We start from the raw sequence: 20,895 nt of genomic DNA, 5'->3' as shown, positions 1-20,895 counted from the left end.
CCCGCACCGTGGGCCGGACCCCTCCGGGGGCCCGGCCCACGGGCGTGTCCGGGCCCGAACGGCACGGTGCGGGCCCGGGGTGCGGGACGCGGCTTTTGCAGTGCGTACCGCTACCGGTACGGTCGGTCCCGCCGGGTGGTGAGCGCCCGGTTGGCGCACCCCGCGCGCGGCGCGGCACACCGGAAGGGTCAGCGATGGCGATCGCCAAGGCAGAGCGGCTGATGAATCTCGCCCTGTGCCTGATGAACACCAGACGTCCGCTCTCCAAGAAGGAGCTGCGGGAATCCATCGAGGCGTACCGCGAGGCCTGGCAGAACAGCAGCGAGGACGCCTTCAACCGGATGTTCGAGCGGGACAAGGACGACCTGCGCGAACTCGGCCTGGTGATCGACGTCGACGAGAGCACCCTGGACGGCGAGCTCGGCTACCTGGCCCGCGCCGACCGCAACCGGCTGCCCGAGATCGCCCTGGACGCCGAGGAGGCGGCCGCGCTGACCCTGGCCGCCCGGGTCTGGCAGCAGGCCAAGATGTCCGGCGCCGCCAGCGGAGCCCTGCAGAAGCTGCGGGCGGCCGGGGTGCCGTTCGCCGAGGCCGAGGGCCGTACCGCCCTGGAGCCGCGCATCCCCGCCCGGGAGGCCGCGTTCGAGCCGCTGCTCACCGCCGCCCGGGACCGCCGTCCGGTCACCTTCGACTACCGCAAGGCCGGTGCCGCCGCCGTCGAGCAGCGCAGCGTCGAGCCGTGGGCGCTGGAGTGCTGGCGCGGGCACTGGTACCTGGCCGGGTACGACCGCGACCGGGGCGACGCCCGGGTGTTCCGGCTCAGCCGGATCACCGGCAGGGTGAAGGCGAGGTCCGGGGCCTTCCTCGGCACCGTGCCCGAGCACGTGGACGTCCGGGCCACCGTGGCGAAGTTCGCGGGGGAGGGGGCCACCGCCACCGCGACCGTCCGGGTCCGCCGGGGCGCCGGGTTCCCGCTGCGCACCAAGGCGCTGGCCAGCACCCGGGTGGACGAGGGCTGGGACGAACTGGAGATCCCGTACGGCAACGGGCTGGGCGCGGACCTGGCCGAGTTCGGGCCGGACGTGCTGGTGCTCGGGCCGGAGGAGCTGCGGGCGGACGTGGTCGACCGGCTGCGGGCGGTCGCTGGTATCGAGGATGTGCGGGCATGAGCAATGCGATCGACCAGACGCGACGGATGCTGTCGCTGGTCACCTACCTGCGCGAGCGGCCCGGGGCCGAGGTCGCCGAGGTGGCCCGGGCGTTCGGGATCAGCGAGCGCGAGCTGATCGCCGACCTCAACGTGCTGCCGATGTGCGGCACCAGCTTCCGCGGCGGCGACCTGCTCGACATCGACACCGACGGCGAGCGGATCTGGTGGCACAACGTCGACGACGTGGCCCAGCCGCTGCGGCTGGCCGCCGACGAGGCGACCGCGCTGCTGGTGGCCGCCCGGGCGGTGGCCGGCCTGCCGGGCCTGCGGGCCGGGGACCGGGAGGCGCTCACCCGGGCCGTCGCCAAGATCGAGAACGCGGCGGGGGAGAGCGCCGAGGGCAGCGCCCGGGTCGGCGTGACCTTCGAGGCGGAGAGCCACGTCTTCGCCGACATCGACCGCGCGCTCAGCGAGGGCCGTCGGCTCTGGCTGCGCTACTACTCGCACGGGCGCGGCGGGATGACCGAGCGCGAGGTCGACCCGATCCGGCTGCTCACCGAGGGCCACACCTACCTCGAGGCCTGGTGCCGCACCTCCGAGGACCACCGGATGTTCCGGCTCGACCGGGTCGCCGAGATCCGCGTCCTGGACGTCCCGGCCGACCCGCCCCGGCGCGAGCCGCGCGACCTGAGCGGCGGGCTGGTCAACCCGGCGGCGGACGACCCCGAGGTGGTCGTCGAGGTCTCCTCCGGCGGGCGCTGGGTGGCCGAGTACTACACCCACGACTGGGCCGAGGAACTGCCCGACGGCGGGCTGCGGATCACCCTGCGCAGCGCCGACCCGTCCCAGCTGCGCCCGCTGGCGCTGCGGCTGGGCCGGGACGGCCGGATCGTCTCGCCGCCCGAGCTGGCCGAGCAGGCGCGTTCGGCCGCGCGGGAGGCGCTGGCCGCCTACGGGGAGGGGCGGGCCTGAGCGGTGGAAGCCGGGACCAGATTCAAGGTGTACTGCTCCGACTGCCGGGAGAAGGTGGAGCTCCCGGCCGAGGACTTCCGCCTGACCCTCGGCCGCACCCCGGCCCAGGCGCACTACAGCTTCGCCTGCCCGCGCTGCGGGGCGGCGGTGCGCAAGCCGGCCGGGGAGAAGATCGTCGAGGCGCTCACCGAGGCGGGGGTCCGCACCATGCGGCTCGTCCCGGCCGAGGGGTAGTGCGCGTATAGGGTGGGGCGCATGTCCTGGATGCTCGTCGCCGCCGTCCTGCTCGCCACCGCGGGCCTGCTGGTCCTCGGGGTCCTCGCGATCCGGCTCTGGCTGGACGTGCGGGCGCTGGCCCAGGGCGTGGACCGGGCCTCGCGGGCGCTGGCCGCCGCGGCCGGGGACCTGGCGGACGCGGTGCCGGGTGCGGACGCCCCGGCGGCGGAGCGGACCGTCCCGGTCGTGTAGCACGGCCGGGCCCGTGGCGGTACGGGGACTGCTGCGAGCGGGCAGGGGCGGGTTACGCTCTCAGATGGCTCCTGAACCGCGAACCGGGGGCCGCTGTCCTGTTCGGGCGGCCGTCGTCGTGGCGTCATCCGCAGCGGTTACCATCCGCAGCGGACGGCCCGTCGGGCCGCCATGACTGAAGGTGGTCGCGCATGCGCATCTCGATGACCGCGATCGTGGTGATCGTGGTTCTCGCCATCGTGCTGTTCGGAGCCAAGCGGCTGCCGGACCTGGCGCGCTCGCTGGGCAAGTCGATGCGGATCCTGAAGAGCGAGGCCCGGGCGATGCGTTCGGACGACGGGTCGGAGCAGCCGGCCCGGCCCGCGCCGGCCCCGGTGGACGGCGCCGACGGCAGGACCGTCCAGGCCGCCCCGGGCGCGTCGGCCACGGCCCGTCCGGTGAGCGGGCCCGCCGCCGGGGCCTCCGCGCCCGACGGCGACCGCCCGCACTGAACGCGGCGCACGTGAGGCACCCGACGCGCGCCGCGCGCACCACCTGCGCGACGCGCGCGACCACGGAGGCCCGCCGACCGGCGGGCCCCGACGCACGAGTTGAGGACCGGGGTTGAGCAAGCTCTCCAAGGCGCCGAAGGCGTCAAAGGATCCTGAGGGGCGGATGGCCCTCGCCGACCACCTGCGGGAACTGCGCAACCGCGTGGTCAAGTCGGTCCTGGCGATCGTGTTGATCACCATCGTGGCGGCGGTCTACCACAAGCAGCTGGAGGACTTCCTCCTGAAGCCGCTGCCGAGGTGCGACACCATGGAGCTGGCCGAGCACTACAAGGGCAAGTGCGCCCAGGTCTCCAACATCGGTCTGACCGCCGGTTTCACCTGGATGCTCAAGGTCGCCCTGACGGCGGGCGTGGTCGGGACGGTGCCGATCTGGCTCTACCAGGTCTGGGCCTTCGTGGCGCCCGGTCTGCACAGGCACGAGAAGAAGTACACGGTCGTCTTCCTGCTCTGCGGGACGCCGCTGTTCCTGGCCGGTGTGGCCGTGGCCATCCTGGTGCTGCCGACCACGATCGACGTGCTGATCTCGTTCACCCCGAACAACACCACGCCGATCCTGCCGCCCGAGGACTACTTCGACATCGCGACCAGGATGGTGCTGGTCTTCGGCCTGGCCTTCGAGTTCCCGCTGCTGCTGGTGATGCTGAACCTCATCGGCGTGGTCACCGGCAAGCGGCTGCTGGGCTGGTGGCGCGGCATGGTCATGGGCATCACGATCTTCGCGGCCTTCGCGACGCCGAGCGCCGACCCGCTGAGCATGCTGGCCCTGGCCGCGCCGATCTGGGCGCTGTACTTCATCGCGGTGGGGATCGCGCTCTTCTTCGACAGGCGCAAGGCCCGCCGCAACCCGGACGCCGGGCTGGACGACGAGGAGGCCTCGCACCTGGACCTCTCGGTGCAGCCGGTGGCCGGTGCGGAGTCCGTCCAGGCCTCGGCGGCCCCGGCGGCCGGCGCGGTGGTGCCGGCGTCCCGCCGCGAGGAGATGGACGACATCACCTGAGCCGGCAGGGCCCCGGCCCGAGCCGGTGGGCCCTGAGGGAGCCCCGGTCCGTCGCTCCGTCGAGCGGTGGGCCGGGGCTTCGTGCTGGTCGGGGGTGGTCCGGGTTTCGGCGGGGCGGTCTTGGCAGGTTGCATGGCATGTGACATATTACTGGCGTGCTGAAGACCGAGAGACCTCCCCTGGACGTCGTCGTGGTCGGCGCCGGTGTGGTCGGCGCCGCCTGCGCCTACTACGCCGCCCGCGCCGGCCTCGCCGTCGCCGTCGTGGACCGCGGCCCGGTGGCCGGCGGCACCACCGGCGCGGGCGAGGGCAACCTGCTGGTCTCCGACAAGGAGCCCGGCCCCGAACTCGACCTCGCCCTGCTCAGCACCCGGCTCTGGCGCGAACTCGCCGAGCTGCTCGGCCCGGCGATCGAGTACGAGCCCAAGGGCGGCGTGGTGGTCGCCTCCACCGCCGGCGGCCAGGACGCGCTGCGGGCCTTCGCCGCCGGGCAGCGGGCCGTCGGGGTGGAGGCCGAGGAGGTGCCCGGCGAGCGGCTGCGCGAGCTGGAGCCGCACCTGGCCGAGGGCCTGGCCGGCGGCTTCCACTACCCGCAGGACGCCCAGGTCCAGCCCGCCCTCGCCGCCGCCCACCTGCTGCGCGAGGCCCGCCGCAGGGGCGCCGAGCTGATCACCGGGGAGAGCGTCACCGCCGTCGACCGGGGCCCGGACGGCGCCGTGCGCGGCGTACGGACCGACCGGCGGACGCTGCCCGCCGCCGCCGTGGTGAACGCGGCCGGCACCTGGGGCGGCGAGATCGCCGCGCTGGCCGGGGTCCACCTGCCGGTGCTGCCCCGGCGCGGGTTCGTGCTGGTCACCGAGCCGCTGCCGCGGGTCGTGCGGCACAAGGTCTACGCCGCCGACTACGTGGCGAACGTGGCCAGCGGCTCGGCCGGGCTGGAGACCTCCGCCGTGATCGAGGGCACCCCGGGCGGGCCGGTGCTGATCGGCGCCAGCCGGGAGCGGGTCGGCTTCGACCGCACGCTCTCCCAGCAGGTGCTGAGCCGGCTCGCCGCCCAGGCCGCCCAGCTGTTCCCGGTGCTCGCCGGCGTCACCGTGATGCGCGCCTACCGGGGCTTCCGCCCGTACCTGCCGGACCACCTGCCGGCCATCGGGGCGGACGCCCGGGTACCCGGGCTGTACCACGCCTGCGGGCACGAGGGGGCCGGCATCGGGCTGGCTCCGGCGACCGGGCTGCTGATCAGCGAGCAGCTCACCGGCAAGCGGCCGGAGCTGGACCTCGCGCCGTTCCGGGCGGACCGGTTCCCCTCGACGTAGCAGCCCGGCCGGGTGACGGCCCGGCCGCCCGGGTCCGCGTTCCGCGCGCGACCCCTTCCCGCCTGTCCACCGTGATCCGAGATTGGAGAAGCCGCCGATGCGCCGCCGCACCCCCGCCGGGCTGGTCGAGGCCGAACCCGGGCCCGCCCACCACATCGAGTTCGACGGGCGGCCCGTCCCCGCGCTGCCCGGCCAGTCGATCGCCGCCGCGCTGTGGGCCGACGGCGTGCTCGCCTGGCGCACCACCCGGGTCGGTGGCCGGCCGCGCGGGGCGTTCTGCGGGATCGGCGCCTGCTTCGACTGCCTGGCCACCGTGGACGGCCGCCCCAACCAGCGCACCTGCCTGCTCCCCGCCGAGCCCGGCACCACCGTCACCACCCAGGAGGGCCACGGCCGTGCCGACCTCGCCGTCTGACTCCCCGCCGTTCGACCTCGTGGTGGTCGGCGCCGGCCCCGCCGGGCTGGCCGCCGCCGTCACCGCCGCCGACCTCGGGCTGCGCTGCGCCCTGCTGGACGGCGGGCAGAGCACCGGCGGGCAGTACTACCGCCACCCGGCGCCCGGCCTCGGCGCGGCCCGGCCGGACCGGCTGCACCACCGCTGGTCCGCCTACACCGGGTTGGCCGACCGGCTCGCCGCGCACGAGCGCGCCGGGCGGGCCGACTTCCGGGCCGGGCACCAGGTCTGGGCGCTGGAACGCACCGGGGACGGCTTCGCGGTGCACGTCACCCGTGGGCCGGAGAGCACCGACCGGGCCACCGTCCGGTCCCGGTCGGTGCTGCTCGCCACCGGCGCGTACGAGCGGCAGCTGCCGTTCCCCGGCTGGACCCTGCCCGGGGTGGTCACCGCGGGCGGCGCCCAGGCCATGCTCAAGGCCGGGCTGGTGCTGCCCGGGAAGCGGATCGTGGTGGCCGGCAGCGGCCCGCTGCTGCTCGCGGCGGCCTCCTCGCTGGTCACCGCCGGGGCCGAGGTGCCCGCCGTGGTCGAGGCCACCGCCTACCTCGGGTACGCGCGGCGCCCCGGCGTGCTGGCGGGCGTGCCCGGCAAGCTGGTCGAGGGCGCCGGGCACGGCGGTGCGCTGCTGCGGCACCGGGTGCGGCTGCGCCCGCGCAGCGCGGTGGTCGAGGCGCACGGGACGGACCGGGTCACCGGCGTCACGGTGGCCCGGCTGGACGCCGACTGGCGTCCGGTGCCCGGCACCGGACGGCGGATCGACTGCGACGCGCTCGCCGTCGGCCACGGCCTGCTGCCGCAGATCGACCTGGCCACCGAGCTGGGCGCGCGGACCCGCACCGGGCCGGACGGCGCGGTGGCCCTGGAGGTCGACGCCCGGCTGCGCACCAGCGTGCCCGGCCTGTGGTCGGCGGGGGAGACCAACGGCGTCGGCGGCGCGGACCTCGCGCTCGCCGAGGGCGAGCTGGCCGCGCACGCGGTGGCCGGGGAGCCGCCCGCGGCCGCGCTGCTGCGCCGCCGGGCGCGGTTGCGGGCCTTCGCGGAGCTGATGGCCGCCGCCCACCGGCCGGGCGCCGGCTGGACCGGCTGGCTGCGCCCGGACACCGACGTCTGCCGGTGCGAGGAGGTGCCGGTCGCGGCGATCCGGGAGGCCGTCGAGGAGCTGGGCGCGGGCGATCCGCGCACCGTCAAGCTGCTCACCCGGGCCGGAATGGGCTGGTGCCAGGGCCGGATGTGCGGTCCGGCCGTGGCCTGCCTGGCCGGCCCGGGTGAGCCCGGACCGGACCGGCGGCCGCTGGGCTGCCCGGTGCCGCTCTCCCAGCTGGCGGCGGGGCCCGGCCCGGAGGCGCCGTAGCGGCCCGTCGTCGGACGGCGGGCCGGGGACCTTGTCTCCGGCCCGCCCCCTCTAGTAAAATGTCACACCTCATCAAGGAGCTCATGTGTCCATCACCCAGCACGACACCGACCGTCCCTGGCGCGGCATCATGGTCGCCACCACGCTGCCGCTGCGCCCGGACCACTCCGTCGACTACGACGCCTACGCCGAGCACGTCCGCTGGCTGATCGACTCCGGCTGCGAGGGCGTCGTCCCCAACGGCTCGCTCGGCGAGTACCAGACGCTCACCGCCGAGGAGCGCGCCAAGGTCGTCGAGGTCGCCGTCGAGGCGGCCGGCGACGGCTCCCGGGTGATGCCCGGCGTGGCCGCCTACGGCAGCGCCGAGTCCCGCCGCTGGGCCGAGCAGGCCGCCGAGGCCGGCGCCGGCTCCGTCCTGTTGCTGCCGCCGAACGCCTACCGGGCCGACCACGCCTCGGTGCGCGCCCACTACGCCGAGGTCGCCAAGGCCGGGCTGCCGATCGTGGCGTACAACAACCCGATCGACACCAAGGTCGACCTCGTCCCCGCGCTGCTCGCCCAGCTGCACGCCGACGGCTCGATCGTCGCCGTCAAGGAGTTCAGCGGCGACGTCCGCCGGGCGTACGAGATCGCCGAGCTGGCCCCCGGCCTCGACCTGCTGATCGGCGCCGACGACGTGCTGCTGGAGCTGGCGCTCGCCGGCGCGGTCGGCTGGATCGCCGGCTACCCGAACGCCCTGCCGGCCGCCTCGGTGGCGCTCTACGACGCCGCCGTCTCCAAGGACCTGGAGAACGCGCTGCCGCTCTACAAGTCGCTGCACTCGCTGCTGCGCTGGGACTCCAAGACCGAGTTCGTCCAGGCCATCAAGCTCTCCATGGACATCGCCGGGCGCCCCGGCGGGCCGGTGCGCGCCCCGCGCCGGCCGCTCGACCCGGAGGTCGAGGCGGCCGTCCGCGCGGCCACCGAGAAGGCGCTGGCCGACGGGCTGGTCTGAGCCCCGTCCGACGTCCGTCCGACGTCCGACGTCCGTCCGATCCCGGGCCTCCGGGCCGGCTGCGGCGGCAGCCGGCCCGGCCCGCACCAACCATTCGAATTCGCACGGGAGTTGTGAGTCATGCGCAGCCGTCACGTGTTCCACGCCGTCGACTCGCACACCGAGGGCATGCCGACCCGGGTGATCACCGGCGGCTTCGGCGTCATCCCCGGCGCCACCATGGCCGAGCGGCGGGTGCACTTCCAGCAGCACCTGGACCACTTCCGCACCCTGCTGATGTACGAGCCGCGCGGCCACGCGGCGATGAGCGGCGCCGTCCTCCAGCCGCCGACCCGGCCGGACGCGGACTTCGGCGTGCTCTACATCGAGGTCTCCGGACTGCTGCCGATGTGCGGACACGGCACCATCGGGGTCGCCACCGTCCTGGTCGAGACCGGGATGGTCCCGGTGGTCGAGCCGGTCACCACCGTGCGGCTGGACACCCCGGCCGGACTGGTGGTCGCCGAGGTGCGGGTCGAGGACGGCGCCGCCAAGGCGGTGACCATCCGCAACGTGCCCTCGTACTCCGTGGCCCTGGACCGCAAGATCGAGGTGCCCGGCTACGGCACGGTCACCTACGACCTCGCGTACGGCGGCAACTTCTACGCCGTCCTGCCGCTCGCCGAGTTCGGGCTGCCTTTCGAGCGCGAGCGCAAGCAGGAGATCCTGGACGCCGGCCTGGCGATGATGGACGCGATCAACGCGGGCCCGGACCGGCCGGTGCACCCGGAGAACCCGTCCATCCACAGCTGCCACCACGTCCAGCTGCTCGCCCCCGGCTCCACCGCCGAGCACTCCCGGCACGCGATGGCCATCCACCCCGGCTGGTTCGACCGCTCGCCCTGCGGCACCGGCACCTCGGCGCGGATGGCCCAGCTGCACGCGCGCGGCGAACTGCCGCTCGGGCGGGACTTCCGCAACGACTCCTTCATCGGGACCACCTTCACCGGGCGGCTGGTCGAGGAGACCGAGGTGGCCGGGCGGCCCGCGGTGGTGCCCACCGTCACCGGGCGGGCCTGGGTCACCGGCACCGCCCAGTACTTCCTCGACCCGAGCGACCCGTTCCCGGCGGGCTTCCTGCTCTGACCCCCTCCCACCTGCTCCCCGTACCTCCTCCGAAGGGCTGCCGGCCGTGACCATCACCTCGTACAACCCCGCCGACCCGGACGACCTCGTGGTCGCCGTCGAGGAGCCCGGCGCCGAGGCCGTGCGGGCCGCCGTCGGGCGGGCCCGGGCGGCGCAGGGCGACTGGCTCGCCGCCGGGGCGGGCGCCCGGTCGGCGGCGCTCGGCCGGATCGCGGACGCCGTGGAGGCGCACGCCCACGAGCTGGCCGCGCTGATCGTGCGCGAGGTCGGCAAGCCGTCGGCCGAGGCGCTCGGCGAGGTCGCCCGCACCGCGGCGATCTGGCGCTACTACGCCCAGGCGCCGTACGCGCCCTCCGGCGCGGTGCACGAGACCGCCGCCGGGACCGGGTTGCTGCTCACCCGTCGCCGCCCGTACGGGGTGGCCGGGCTGATCACGCCGTGGAACTTCCCGCTGGCGATCCCGACCTGGAAGGCCGCGCCGGCCCTGGCCGTCGGCAACGCGGTGGTGCTCAAGCCGGCGCCCGAGGCGACGGCCTGCGCGCTGCGGCTGGCCGAGCTGGCCGGGCTGCCCGAGGACGTGTTCACCGTGCTGCCCGGCGCGGCGGCGGAGGGCGCGGCGCTGGTGGAGTCCGCGGACGTGGTCTCCTTCACCGGCTCGACCGGCGTCGGCCGGGCCGTGGTGCGGGCCGCGACCGAGCGCGGGGTGCCGGTGCAGGCCGAACTCGGCGGGCTGAACGCCGCGCTGGTGCTGCCGGACGCCGACATCGCGCAGGCCGCCGGGCACATCGCCGCGGCCGTCGCCGGGTACGCCGGGCAGAAGTGCACCGCCACCAGCCGGGTGATCGTGGTCGGCGCCGCGTACGAGCCGCTGCGCGAGGCGCTGGTCAAGGCGCTGGGCGCGGTCGACGACGCGGTCTGCGGGCCGGTGATCAACGCCGCCGCCCGCGAGCGGCTGACCGGCGCCGTCACCTCGGCCGTCGAGGCCGGGGCCACCGTGCTGACCGGCGGCCGGGTGCCCGAGCGGGCCGGCTGGTACGTCGAGCCGACTCTGCTCGCCGACGTGCCGGCCGAACACCCGCTGGCGCGCGAGGAGTTCTTCGGCCCGATCGCGGTGCTGCACGCCGCCGCCGACCTGGACGAGGCGGTCGCGCTCGCCAACGACACCCCGCACAGCCTCTCCACCTCGGTGCACACCGGCAGCCTGGACGTGGCGCTGGCCGCCGCCGACCGGCTGGATGCGGGCATGATCCGGATCAACGCCCCGTCCAGCGGCGTCGACTTCCACCTGCCCTTCGGCGGGGCCAAGGGCGCGAGCCACGGCGACCGCGAACAGGGCCAGGCCGCCCTGGACTTCTACACCGTCAGCCGGACCGTCAGCGTGCTGCCGGGAGGTGGCGCCTGATGTTCGTCCGCACCGTCGACTACCACACGGCCGGCGAGCCGTTCCGGATCGTGCTGGACGGCGTGCCGCCGATCCCCGGCGACACCGTCGCCGAGCGCCGGGCCATCGCGCTCGGCGCGGGCGGCAGCGCGACCGCGCCCCGGCCCAGCGCGCTGGACGAGGTCCGGCAGCTGCTCAGCCGGGAGCCGCGCGGCCACGCCGGGATGTACGGCGGCTTCCTGGTGCCGCCGGACGACGACGAGGCGCACCTGGGCGTGCTCTTCTGGCACAAGGACGGCTACTCCACCGCCTGCGGTCACGGCACCATCGCGCTCGGCGCCTGGGCGGTGGAGTCCGGACTCGTGGCGGCCCCCGCGGACGGCGTGGCGCGGGTGCGGATCGACGTGCCGTCCGGCCGGGTCACCGCCCTGGTGCACCGGAGCGGCGGACGGACCACCGGGGTGACCTTCCGCAACGTGCCCAGCCGGGTGACCGCGCTGAAGCTCCCGGTGGAGACCTCGCGCGGCACCGTGGAGGTCGCCGTGGCGCACTCCGGCGCCTGCTACGCCTCGGTGCCGGCCGCCGCCCTGGGGCTCGCCGTGGAACCGGCTCAGCTGCCCGCACTCACTGCCGTGGGCCGGGAGATCAGAGCGGCGCTGGCCGGGTCGGCGGCGGTCGCGCACCCGACGGACGCCCGGCTGTCGGGCGTGTACGGGGTCGTGCTGTACGACGAACTCCCCTCCGAGGACGGGGTGTTGAACCAGCGGAACGTCACCGTCTTCGCCGACGGCCAGATCGACCGCTCGCCCTGCGGCTCCGGCACCTCCGCCCGGCTCGCGGTGCTCGCCGCCGAGGGCCGGCTGGCCCCGGGTGAGCCGCTGCGCCACGAGTCGGTCATCGGGACGGTGTTCACCGGCCGCTTCCTCGCGGGCGGCGACCCGCAGGGCGCGGGCGTGGTCACCGAGGTCGGCGGGACGGCCTTCCGCACCGGCGAGCACGGCTTCGTCCTGGAGCCGGGCGACGAGCTGGGAACGGGGTTCCTGCTGTGAGCCCGTCCGTCGGGGAGCCGGCCGCCGCGAGCCCGTCCGCCGGGGAGCCGGCCGCCATGAGCCCGTCCGCACCGCCCGGTACGGAGGTTGTGCCGCTCCAGTACACCGTGCCGGGCACCGGCGGGCTCGGGCCCGCCGGTGCGGTGGGGGCGATCGAGCGGGTGCTGCTGGACGGGTTCGACCCGGAGGCGGCACCCGCCCGATCGGCCGTACCGGTGCCCGCCGGCGAACTGCTGATGATGCCGGCCGCCGCCGGGCCGTTCGCGGGCGTGAAGATCGCCGGGGTCGCGCCCGCCAACCCGGAGCGGGGGCTGCCCCGGATCACCGGCAGCTACCTGCTGCTGGACGGGCCCACCCTGCAGCCGCTCGCCGTGCTGGACGGCGCCGCGCTCACCGCGCTGCGCACGCCCGCCGTCACCGCGGCCGCGCTGCGGCGGCTGGCGGTGCCGGAGGCCGAGCACCTGGTGCTGTTCGGCTCCGGGCCGCAGGCGTACGGGCACCTGGACGCGCTGCTCGCCGTCCGGCCGCTGCGCCGGCTCACCGTGGTGGCGCGCAACGCCGAACGGGCGGAGGCACTGGCGGCGTACGCGCGCAAGCTCGGGCTGACGGCCGAGGTCGGCGGGCCGCGGGCGGTCCGCGACGCGGACCTGGTGGTCTGCTGCACCACCGCGCGCACGCCGCTGTTCGACGGCGGGCTGGTGCCCGCGCACGCGGCGGTGGCGGCGGTCGGCTCGCACGAGCCGGACGCGCGGGAAGTGGACGGGCTGCTGGTGGAGCGGGCCGAGCTGTACGTGGAGGCCCGCGCGGTCGTGGACCGGGAGGCCGGGGACCTGGTGATGGCGGGCGTGGCCGGGCGGCAGCTGTGGAACCTCGCGGAGCTGGTGCGCGGCGACGCGCTGGTGCCGGACGGGCGGCCGCGGTTCTTCAAGAGCGTCGGGATGGCCTGGGAGGACCTGGCCGTCGCGGCGGAGGCGTACCGGCGGCAGTAGCCGTTCAGTCACCCTGCAGGACGAGCCAACTGCCCGGGATGGCGGCGCAGTTGGCGAGCAGGTTGCGAAGCTCGCGGACGGCCGCCCGCTGCGCCTCGGTGGTGCAGCGGGCGAGCAGGGCGGTGGCCTCCTCGAAGGCCGCGCCGGCGTCCTGCTCGTTGAACAGGGTGTCGCGGTACGGGTCGATCCGGCCCAGCCGGTGGCGGGCCGGATCGGTGTGCCGGGCCAGGGCGTCGTCGAGGGCCTCGCCCGGACTGGAGAGGTGCAGCATCCTGGGGGCGGTCCGGTGGCCGCTGTTCGGGCGGCCGTCGTACAGCGCGATATCGATCGACAAGTCCGTTACTCCTGGCCGAGGTCGGGAGTTGTGAGACCGGAGCCGGCGCAGCGGGAAGGGATCCCCCGCTGCGCCGGCTCCTCACGTTCTCCGACGGTGATGGCGGTGGTGGCGGCGGTGGCGGCGGCGGGGGTTCGGCGCCGGGGTGTCAGGGCCGACCGTCGAGGTAGGAGCCGAGCAGCCGCGCCAGGTGCTTGCCGGCGACCAGCAGCGGCTCCTCGCTGCGGGCGACCTGGGCGGCGAGCTCGGCGCCCTCCAGGGCGCTGATCACGGTGCCGGCCAGCTCGCGGGCGTCCTCCTCGCCGATGCCCGCGGCGCTCAGCCGTTCCGCCACGACGGCCTGCCAGTTGGCGAAGGCCTCGGTCACCGCTTCCTCGATCACCGGCACCCGGCCGACCGTCTCCAGCGCGGTGCTGGTGATCGGGCAGCCGTCCTGCCAGTCGGACGCGCGCAGTTCCTCGGCGAGCAGCCGGGTGCAGGCGGTCATCGCCTCGCCCAGGTCCGGCGAGGAGTCGAACCCGGCGCGCAGCAGGACGGCGAACTCCTCGTCCCCGTGCCGGATCGCCTCGGCGGCCAACTCCTGCTTGCCGCCCGGGAAGAAGTGGTAGACCGAGCCGAGGGTGGCCTCGGCCTCGCGGGAGATCTGCTTGATCCCGGTGCCCTCGTACCCCTGGCGCTGCAGCAGCCGCGAGGTGGCCCGGACGATCCGCTCGCGGGTGCCGGGCTTCGCCTCGGCCTGCGCGGTCGTCTTCGCGCGTGCCTTCGCGACGGCCGTCGCGGCTGTCTTCGAGGCCGTCTTCGCGGCGACTCTCTCGGGCGTCTTCACGTCGCGATCCTAGCCGAGATTCTGAGTAGAGCGTTCGTTCCAGTCCTGTGCTAGCGTCGGCTCCGGCGCTCTGAATAGAGCGTTCGTTCCAGAGGAGGGGAAGACGCATGTCCGTGGAGCAGCAGTCGAAGCGATCCGTGACGGTGATCGGGCTCGGCCCGATGGGGCACGCCATGGCCGGGGCGTTCCTGGACGCCGGGTACGCCGTCACGGTGTGGAACCGCACGGCCGGGCGGGCCGACGAGCTCGTCGCCCGGGGTGCGCGGGAGGCGTCCGGCGCGCAGGCGGCGGTGGCCGCCAACGAGCTGGTGGTGCTCAGCCTCACCGACTACGACGCGGTGTTCAAGGTGCTGGAGTCGGTCGAGCCGGTGCTCGGCGGGAAGGTGATCGCCAACCTCAGCTCGGACACCCCCGGGCGGGCCCGGGAGGCCGCCCGCTGGCTGGCCGAGCGCGGTGCCGGACACCTGACCGGCGGGGTGCAGGTGCCGCCGTCGGGCATCGGCAGCCCGGAGTCGTCCACCTTCTACAGCGGCCCGGTCGAGCTGTTCCAGCGGCACCGGGCCGCCCTGGAGGTGCTCACCGGGGCCGACTACCGGGGCGACGACCCCGGGCTGGCGCAGCTGTACTACCAGATCCAGATGGACCTGTTCTGGTCCTCGATGGTCGGCTACCTGCACGCCATGTCGATCGCCGAGGCCAACGGCATCCCGGCCGAGGAGTTCCTGCCGTACGCCCTCCCGACCGCCTCGCTGGTGCCGCGGCTGATGGAGTTCTACGCGCCGCGGATCACCGCCGGGGACCACCGCGGGGACGTCGACCGGCTGGCCATGGCGCTGGCGAGCATCGAGCACGTCCAGCACACCGCGGAGGCCTCCGGGGTGGACGGCGCGCTGCCGGCCGTCCTGGCGGAGGCGGTCCGCCGGGGCGTGGCGGCCGGCGACGGTGCGGCCAGCCTGACCACGCTGGTGGGCCGGTTCCGCCGGGCGTAGCCCTCCGTGCGGACCCGAAGGTCGTGTGCCGTCGGCCGTTGTCACGGCCGACGGCCACTGCCACCATGGCTTTCGGCGCCACGAGAGCCTGCCGTGGCGGGTGTTCGAATCATGGGCGGTTGCGTACGCAACGTAACGTGACATTGTACGCTGGTGTTCTGCACCCACCCGGAGGAACACCATGGCCGACCTCAAATCCCGCACCCTGATCTCCGTACAGGAGCGGCTTCGCGACCAGGTCGCCCACGCGCTCCGGGCGGCCCTGATCTCCGGCGAACTGCGCCCCGGCGTCGTCTACTCCGCACCCGCGCTCGCCGCCGACTTCGGCGTCTCCGCGACCCCGGTCCGCGAGGCCATGCTCGACCTCGCCCGCGAGGGCCTGGTCGAGGCCGTCCGCAACAAGGGGTTCCGGGTCACCGAGCTGACCGACCGCGACCTCGACGACTACACCGAGATCCGCGCCCTGATCGAGGTCCCGACCGTCGGCCGGGTCGCGCGCACCGCCACCAGGGAGCAGCTGGAGCGGCTGCGCCCGCAGGCCGAGGCGATCGTCGCGGCGGCCCGCAAGCACGACCTGATCGGCTACCTGGAGGCCGACCGCCAGTTCCACCTGGACCTGCTGGGGCTGGCCGGCAACGCCCGGCTGGTCGAGGTGGTCGGCGACCTGCGCAAGCGCTCCCGGCTGTACGGCCTCAACCGGCTCGACGAGCGCGGCGAGCTGGTCTCCTCGGCGGAGGAGCACCTGGAGCTGCTGGACCTGCTGCTGGCCGGCGACGCGGCCGGGGCCGAGGCCTGCATGACCCGCCACCTCAGCCACGTCCGCTCCCTGTGGGCCGGCGAGGACAAGCCCGCCGAGCAGGAGCCCTCCGCCCTGCGCCTGCGGTCCCGGTAGGGGCCGAACCGCCCGTCCGGGTGAAGTACTGGGCGATGGTCGGCGTCAGAGAATCGCGCGCAGAGGAATCACTGCGTGCGGAACAACGCGCTCGACATGGCCGAGCACCTCTTCGAGACCTTTCCCGGGCAGGCTTTCGGCGGCGGAGCTCCTTGCCTGGCTAGACCGCCGCGGGCAGGGTGAGCCTCCCGTCGTGGACCTCGGCGACCTGGTCGACGGCCGTCAGGTGGGTGCGGTCGTGGGTGACCAGCACGGTGGCGGTGGCCCGGCGGTGGGTGAGGTCGGTGATCAGGTCGAGGACGGCGGCGCCGCGTTCGTGGTCGAGGGCGCTGGTGGGTTCGTCGACCAGCAGGACGGTGGGGTCGTTCATCAGGGCGCGGGCGATGTTGACCCGCTGGCGCTGGCCGCCGGAGAGCTGGTGCGGGCGGCGGGCGGCCTGGTCGCGCAGGCCGACGGCGTCCAGCAGTTCCAGGGCGCGGGGGAGCGCTCCGCGCGGGGCCCGGCCGTCGAGGTGGGCCATCACCTGCAGCTGCTCCACGGCGGTGAGCGAGGGCAGCAGGTTGGGCTGCTGGAAGACGATGCCGATCCTGGTGCGGCGCAGCGCGGTGAGCTCCGCCCGGTCGAGGCCCGTGGTGTCGGTGCCGTCGATGACGACCTGCCCGGAGTCCGGGGCGATCAGGGTGGCGGCCACCGCCAGCAGGCTGGACTTGCCGGAGCCGGAAGGGCCGACGACGGCGGTGAGCGAGCCCTCGGGGACGGTCAGCGAGACCTCGTCCAGCGCGGTGAGCCGGCCGTCGCCGTCCGGGTAGGTCAGCGTGATGCGGTCGAGGATCAGAGTCATCGGGCACTCCCCAGGGCGGTCAGCGGGTCGACGGAGGTGATCCGGCGGATGGACAGGGCCGCGCCGATCGCGCCGAGGGCGATCATGACGGCCGCGGGCAGCAGGAGGGTCGGGGCGTCCAGCACGAACGGGACGGCGGAGCCGATCAGCGAGCCGGCACCGAGGGCGATCGCGGTGCCGACGACCGTGCCGCCGACCAGCAGCAGGACGGCCTGGCCGAGGGCGTCGCGCAGCAGGTAGCGGGTGGAGGCGCCGAGGGCCTTGAGGACGGCGATGTCGCCGCTGCGCTGGATCGTCCACACGGTGAAGAACGCGCCGATCACCAGGGCCGAGATGGCGAACAGGAAGCCGCGCATCAGCTGGAGGGAGCCGTTCTCCGAGGTGTAGGAGCCGATCGCGGTGAGGGCGTCGTCGCGGGTGCGGGTCTCGGTGCCGTGGCGGGCGTCGGCGCCGGCCAGGTCGGCGCCGCCGGCCGTGCGGAGGGCGATGACGGTGGCGTGGCCGGCGCCGCCGGGGGCGGCCTGCTGCCAGTCGGCGAGGCTGGTCCAGATCACCGGGGTGTGGCTGTACGCGGCGTCGCCCTCGACGGCGGCGACCCGCAGCGGGTGCCCGGCCAGGGTGAGGCCGGCGCCGGGGGCGAGGCCGCCCAGGTTCTCGGCGGCGGTCCTGGACAGCACGGCCTGGCCGGGGGCGATCCGGACGCCCTGCGGGGCGAGCCCGGAGCCCTCCGGGACGCCGAAGGCGGAGAGCGCGGCGGTGCGCCGGCCGGCGGCGGCCTTGGTGGTGGTGATGCCGAGCGGCTCGGCGGAGGTGACGCCGGGCTCGCGGGCCCAGGCCTGCCACTGCTCGGGGGTGACCTGGGAGTCGGTGAAGGAGAGCTTCTGGCCGTCGGCGGGTCTCCCGAAGACCAGGTGGTCGGCGGGCAGGCCGGTGATCGCGGAGATGTTCTGCCGGCCGAGTCCGGCGGTCAGCCCGGACAGCAGGCCGACCAGGACGGTGATCAGCACGATGACGGTTCCCATCAGGGCGAACCGCCCCTTGGCGAACCTCAGGTCCCTCCAGGCGACGAACAAGGTGAGCCTTCCTCTGCACAGGTGTTCTCGACTCTTCCACCGTCCCGGACCAGGGGGCCCGGAGGCATCGCGCCGGGGATTGCATCCTGGGCATCAAAGGGCAGAAGCGGAGTTCAACCTTTTGATTGATGCCGGGCTCCGAGTGCGGAACCTAGGCTGGACGGATGGCGACCGAACGATCCAGGACCACCCCCGTCGCCCGCGTCCTCCAGGTCTGCCTGCACCTGCTCGTGGCGGGCCTGCTGGCGCTCGCCGTCGCCCGGGCCGTCCTCGCCGACCGGGGCGGCGATCCGGCCGCCGTCGCCGCCGCGGCCACCGCGATGGCCGCCGTCTACACCGTCGGACCGCAGCTGGCCGCCGTGCGCCGCTCGCGCCGGGCGGCCGCGCTCTGGCTGGCGCTGCTCGGCGTCACCTGGGCGGGCGTGCTGATCGCCACCCAGGACGGGGTCTGGCTGGCGTTCCCGCTGTACTTCCTGGAGCTGCACCTGCTGGGGCGGCGCGGCGGGCTGGTCGCCGTCGGGCTGACCGCCGCCGCGGCGATCGCCGCGTGGTCCTGGCACCAGCGGAGCTTCGGCTTCGCCGCCTCGATCGGGCCCGCGCTCGGCGCGGCCGTCGCCACCGCCACCGTGCTCGGCTACCAGGCGCTGTACCGGGAGAGCGAGGAGCGCCGCCGGCTGATCGACGAGCTGACCGCCGCTCGCGCCGACCTCGCCGCCGCGCACCACGCGGCCGGCGTGCTGGCCGAGCGCGAGCGGCTCGCCCGGGAGATCCACGACACCCTCGCGCAGGGCCTCAGCTCCGTCCAGCTGCTGCTGCGGGCGGCCCAGCGGGCCCTGCCGGAGCGCACCGAGACCGCCGCCGGGTACGTCGAGCAGGCGCGGCAGGCCGCCCAGGACAACCTGGACGAGGCGCGGCGGTTCGTCCGGGCGCTCACCCCGCCCGCGCTGGACGGCGACCCGCTGCCGGTCGCGCTGGAGCGGCTCTGCGCCACCACGGCGGCGCACGGCGCGCTGCCCGTCCACCTGCACGTCTCCGGTGACCCGGTCCGGCTGCCGGCCGCGCAGGAGGTCGCGCTGCTGCGGATCGCGCAGTCGGCGCTCGGCAACACCGTGCGGCACGCGGGGGCCACCCGGGCCGAGGTGACACTCAGCTACATGGAGGGTGAGGTGGCACTGGACGTGTACGACGACGGGGCCGGGTTCGATCCGGCGGCGGCCGCCGGCCGCGCCGGCGGGGACGGCGGGTTCGGACTGCCGTCGATGCGGGCCCGGGCACGGGCGCTCGGCGGCGGTTTCACGGTGGAGTCGGCGCCCGGGCAGGGGACGACGGTGGCGGTGCAGCTGCCGGTCGCCCCGGAGGCCGGCCCGTGATCCGGCTGCTCATCGCGGACGACCACCCGGTGGTGCGGGCCGGGCTGCGGGCGGTGCTGGAGTGCGAGCCGGACTTCGCCATCGTGGCGGAGGCGGCCACCGCCGAGCGGGCCGTCGAGCTGGCCGCCGAGGCGGGCGTCGACGTGGTGCTGATGGACCTCCAGTTCGGGCCGGGGTCGGCGATGAACGGGGCGCAGGCCACCGCGGCGATCACCGCCCGGGCGGGCGCGCCGCGGGTGCTGGTGGTCACCACGTACGACACCGACGCGGACACCCTGCCGGCCCTGGAGGCGGGCGCCACCGGCTACCTGCTGAAGGACGCGCCGCCGGAGGAGCTGGCCCAGGCGGTACGGGCGGCCGCGGCCGGGCGCAGCGCGCTGGCGCCCAGCGTGGCGGACCGGCTGCTGGAGCGGATGCGGACGCCGGCGGCGGCGCTCAGCGCCCGGGAGACCGAGGTGCTGGGGCTGGTCGCGGACGGGCTGACCAACCAGCAGGTCAGCCAGCGGCTGCACCTGAGTCAGGCCACGGTGAAGTCCCACCTGGTGCACATCTACAACAAGTTGGGGGTGGACTCGCGCACGGCGGCGGTGCGGGAGGCGCGGAGGCGGGGGCTGATCCGCCGAGCGTAGGGTGGGCAGCGGGCCGTACCCGCGGCAGCGGTCCGGACCCGCAGCAGTGTTCCGTGCCCGCGGCAGTGTGAGGAGCGCCCGATGACCGTCCGGCTCGACCGGCTCGCCGTACCCGTGATCGCCGCCCCGATGGCGGGCGGCCCCTCGACGCCCGAGCTGGTGGCGGCGGTGAACCGGGCCGGCGGGCTGGGGTTCCTGGCGGCCGGGATGAGGACCGCCGCCGGGATGGCCGAGCAGATCGCCGCGGTACGGGGGTCGACCGACCGGCCGTACGGGGTGAACCTCTTCGTGCCCGGCCCGCCCGGGGACGCGGCGGCCGTCGCGGCGTACCGGGAGCGGCTGCGGCCCGAGGCCGACCAGTGGGGCGTGACGCTGCCGGAGGAGATCGGGCCGGACCGGGACGACTGGGACGCCAAGCTCGCCGCGCTGCTCGCGGACCCGGTGCCGGTGGTCTCGTACACCTTCGGGCTGCCGACGGCCGAGGAGGCGGCGGCGGTGCGGGCGGCCGGCAGCACCCAGGTCGGCACCGTCACCACGCCGGAAGAGGCGCGGGCGGCGGAGGCCGTCGGGATGGACGCGCTGTGCGTGCAGGGCCCGGAGGCGGGCGGCCACCGGGGCACCCACCGGGTGGCGGACCGGCCGGGGGAGCTGCCGCTGCTCGAACTGCTGGGCGCCGTGCGGGAGGTGACGGCGCTGCCGCTGGTCGCCGCGGGCGGGCTCGGCGACGGCGCGGCCGTCGCGGCGGCGCTGCGGGCGGGGGCGGTGGCGGTGCAGCTGGGCACGGCGCTGCTGCGGTCGGACGAGTCCGGCGCCTCGGCCGCCCACCGGGCGGCGCTCGTCGAGCTCCCGGAGACGGCCGTCACCCGCGCCTTCACCGGCCGCCCGGCCCGCGGCCTGCGCAACGCCTTCATCGACCGCCACGGCCCGTACGCCCCGCCCGCCTATCCCGAGGTCCACCACCTCACCACCCCCCTGCGCACCGCCGCCGCCCGCCGCGGCGACACGTCCGCCATGCACCTGTGGGCCGGCACCGCCCACAAGCTCGCCCGCACGGGCCCGGCGGAGACCATCGTCACCGACCTCTGGCACGCGGCGCGGAGGTAGCGCGCCGGGGGCGCGCTGGGCGGTGGGTGTTGTCCCTCGC

General features: G+C 75.5%; 23 protein-coding genes. 19 read left to right on the top strand and 4 right to left on the bottom strand.

Translation table 11 applies throughout. From position 1 onward, the window contains the following. Positions 1-194 precede the first annotated feature (194 nt). The 14 genes from ACZ5GH_RS07525 to ACZ5GH_RS07460 all read left to right on the top strand — a co-directional run bounded on the left by ACZ5GH_RS07525 (position 195) and on the right by ACZ5GH_RS07460 (position 12,797). Complete coding sequence (locus ACZ5GH_RS07525) at positions 195-1,169, top strand: helix-turn-helix transcriptional regulator (RefSeq protein WP_387759873.1); 975 nt, start codon at positions 195-197, stop codon at positions 1,167-1,169. Beyond that, complete coding sequence (locus tag ACZ5GH_RS07520) at positions 1,166-2,122, top strand: helix-turn-helix transcriptional regulator (RefSeq protein ID WP_464333761.1); 957 nt, start codon at positions 1,166-1,168, stop codon at positions 2,120-2,122. The genes ACZ5GH_RS07525 and ACZ5GH_RS07520 overlap by 4 nt, the downstream gene beginning before the upstream one ends. A 27-nt stretch (positions 2,123-2,149) precedes the next feature. Next, positions 2,150-2,356, top strand: coding sequence for a hypothetical protein (locus tag ACZ5GH_RS07515; protein ID WP_387759876.1), 207 nt, complete (start codon positions 2,150-2,152; stop codon positions 2,354-2,356). 21 nt (positions 2,357-2,377) lie between these two features. Continuing rightward, positions 2,378-2,590: a hypothetical protein gene (locus ACZ5GH_RS07510; protein WP_464333760.1), complete on the top strand. Its 213-nt coding sequence runs from the start codon at positions 2,378-2,380 to the stop codon at positions 2,588-2,590. 191 nt (positions 2,591-2,781) lie between these two features. Then, entirely contained in the window at positions 2,782-3,081 is a 300-nt protein-coding gene (gene tatA / locus ACZ5GH_RS07505) for a Sec-independent protein translocase subunit TatA (RefSeq protein WP_387759879.1), read from the top strand. Between the two features lie 163 nt (positions 3,082-3,244). Then, the gene (gene tatC, locus ACZ5GH_RS07500; RefSeq protein ID WP_464333759.1) at positions 3,245-4,138 is read left to right on the top strand and encodes a twin-arginine translocase subunit TatC; all 894 of its coding nucleotides are present in this window, start codon (positions 3,245-3,247) and stop codon (positions 4,136-4,138) included. A gap of 155 nt (positions 4,139-4,293) precedes the next feature. Next, positions 4,294-5,454: an NAD(P)/FAD-dependent oxidoreductase gene (locus ACZ5GH_RS07495; RefSeq protein ID WP_387759882.1), complete on the top strand. Its 1,161-nt coding sequence runs from the start codon at positions 4,294-4,296 to the stop codon at positions 5,452-5,454. Between the two features lie 97 nt (positions 5,455-5,551). Next, positions 5,552-5,869, top strand: a complete 318-nt coding sequence (locus tag ACZ5GH_RS07490) for a (2Fe-2S)-binding protein (protein ID WP_355250421.1) — start codon at positions 5,552-5,554, stop codon at positions 5,867-5,869. Beyond that, positions 5,850-7,259: an FAD/NAD(P)-dependent oxidoreductase gene (locus tag ACZ5GH_RS07485; protein WP_464333758.1), complete on the top strand. Its 1,410-nt coding sequence runs from the start codon at positions 5,850-5,852 to the stop codon at positions 7,257-7,259. The genes ACZ5GH_RS07490 and ACZ5GH_RS07485 overlap by 20 nt, the downstream gene beginning before the upstream one ends. A 130-nt stretch (positions 7,260-7,389) precedes the next feature. Continuing rightward, positions 7,390-8,253 (top strand): dihydrodipicolinate synthase family protein, encoded by an 864-nt coding sequence (locus tag ACZ5GH_RS07480; protein WP_387759926.1) that lies wholly within the window; start codon positions 7,390-7,392, stop codon positions 8,251-8,253. Positions 8,254-8,373: 120 nt separating this feature from the next. Next, positions 8,374-9,378: a proline racemase family protein gene (locus ACZ5GH_RS07475; protein ID WP_387759886.1), complete on the top strand. Its 1,005-nt coding sequence runs from the start codon at positions 8,374-8,376 to the stop codon at positions 9,376-9,378. 37 nt (positions 9,379-9,415) lie between these two features. After that, complete coding sequence (locus ACZ5GH_RS07470; protein ID WP_464336803.1) at positions 9,416-10,780, top strand: aldehyde dehydrogenase family protein; 1,365 nt, start codon at positions 9,416-9,418, stop codon at positions 10,778-10,780. Then, positions 10,780-11,808, top strand: a complete 1,029-nt coding sequence (locus ACZ5GH_RS07465; RefSeq protein ID WP_387759888.1) for a proline racemase family protein — start codon at positions 10,780-10,782, stop codon at positions 11,806-11,808. Before ACZ5GH_RS07470 ends, ACZ5GH_RS07465 begins: the two co-directional genes overlap by 1 nt. 56 nt (positions 11,809-11,864) lie before the next feature. Beyond that, positions 11,865-12,797 carry an ornithine cyclodeaminase family protein gene (locus ACZ5GH_RS07460; protein ID WP_464333757.1) on the top strand — a complete coding sequence of 311 codons (933 nt, stop codon included), beginning with the start codon at positions 11,865-11,867 and terminating at the stop codon, positions 12,795-12,797. Between the two features lie 4 nt (positions 12,798-12,801). On the opposite strand, the gene ACZ5GH_RS07455 is transcribed toward ACZ5GH_RS07460, so the two are convergent. Both ACZ5GH_RS07455 and ACZ5GH_RS07450 read right to left on the bottom strand, forming a co-directional pair. Beyond that, positions 12,802-13,131 carry a hypothetical protein gene (locus tag ACZ5GH_RS07455; RefSeq protein ID WP_387759890.1) on the bottom strand — a complete coding sequence of 110 codons (330 nt, stop codon included), beginning with the start codon at positions 13,129-13,131 and terminating at the stop codon, positions 12,802-12,804. 148 nt (positions 13,132-13,279) lie between these two features. Beyond that, entirely contained in the window at positions 13,280-13,837 is a 558-nt protein-coding gene (locus ACZ5GH_RS07450; RefSeq protein ID WP_464336802.1) for a TetR/AcrR family transcriptional regulator, read from the bottom strand. A 227-nt stretch (positions 13,838-14,064) separates the two neighbouring features. Between ACZ5GH_RS07450 and ACZ5GH_RS07445 the strand changes: the two genes are divergently transcribed. Beyond that, positions 14,065-14,946, top strand: a complete 882-nt coding sequence (locus ACZ5GH_RS07445) for an NAD(P)-dependent oxidoreductase (RefSeq protein ID WP_387759892.1) — start codon at positions 14,065-14,067, stop codon at positions 14,944-14,946. 181 nt (positions 14,947-15,127) lie between these two features. Beyond that, positions 15,128-15,838: a GntR family transcriptional regulator gene (locus tag ACZ5GH_RS07440; RefSeq protein WP_387759894.1), complete on the top strand. Its 711-nt coding sequence runs from the start codon at positions 15,128-15,130 to the stop codon at positions 15,836-15,838. A gap of 160 nt (positions 15,839-15,998) precedes the next feature. Here ACZ5GH_RS07440 and ACZ5GH_RS07435 read toward each other — a convergent pair whose 3' ends face one another. Together ACZ5GH_RS07435 and ACZ5GH_RS07430 are read right to left on the bottom strand one after the other, a co-directional pair. Beyond that, positions 15,999-16,679, bottom strand: coding sequence for an ABC transporter ATP-binding protein (locus tag ACZ5GH_RS07435; protein ID WP_387759896.1), 681 nt, complete (start codon positions 16,677-16,679; stop codon positions 15,999-16,001). Further along, positions 16,676-17,752 (bottom strand): ABC transporter permease, encoded by a 1,077-nt coding sequence (locus ACZ5GH_RS07430; protein ID WP_387759898.1) that lies wholly within the window; start codon positions 17,750-17,752, stop codon positions 16,676-16,678. The genes ACZ5GH_RS07435 and ACZ5GH_RS07430 overlap by 4 nt, the downstream gene beginning before the upstream one ends. Before the next feature lie 164 nt (positions 17,753-17,916). On the opposite strand from ACZ5GH_RS07430, the gene ACZ5GH_RS07425 reads away from it, so the two are divergent. The 3 genes from ACZ5GH_RS07425 to ACZ5GH_RS07415 all read left to right on the top strand — a co-directional run bounded on the left by ACZ5GH_RS07425 (position 17,917) and on the right by ACZ5GH_RS07415 (position 20,855). Beyond that, the gene (locus tag ACZ5GH_RS07425; RefSeq protein ID WP_464333756.1) at positions 17,917-19,122 is read left to right on the top strand and encodes a sensor histidine kinase; all 1,206 of its coding nucleotides are present in this window, start codon (positions 17,917-17,919) and stop codon (positions 19,120-19,122) included. Next, the gene (locus ACZ5GH_RS07420; protein ID WP_464333755.1) at positions 19,119-19,751 is read left to right on the top strand and encodes a response regulator transcription factor; all 633 of its coding nucleotides are present in this window, start codon (positions 19,119-19,121) and stop codon (positions 19,749-19,751) included. Before ACZ5GH_RS07425 ends, ACZ5GH_RS07420 begins: the two co-directional genes overlap by 4 nt. An 81-nt stretch (positions 19,752-19,832) precedes the next feature. After that, complete coding sequence (locus ACZ5GH_RS07415) at positions 19,833-20,855, top strand: nitronate monooxygenase (RefSeq protein WP_464333754.1); 1,023 nt, start codon at positions 19,833-19,835, stop codon at positions 20,853-20,855. Positions 20,856-20,895: the final 40 nt, after the last annotated feature.

Source organism: Kitasatospora sp. Xyl93 (assembly GCF_055383135.1).
Note: the sequence above shows the minus strand (reverse complement) of the source record. Positions and strands in the feature narration are given on the sequence as shown.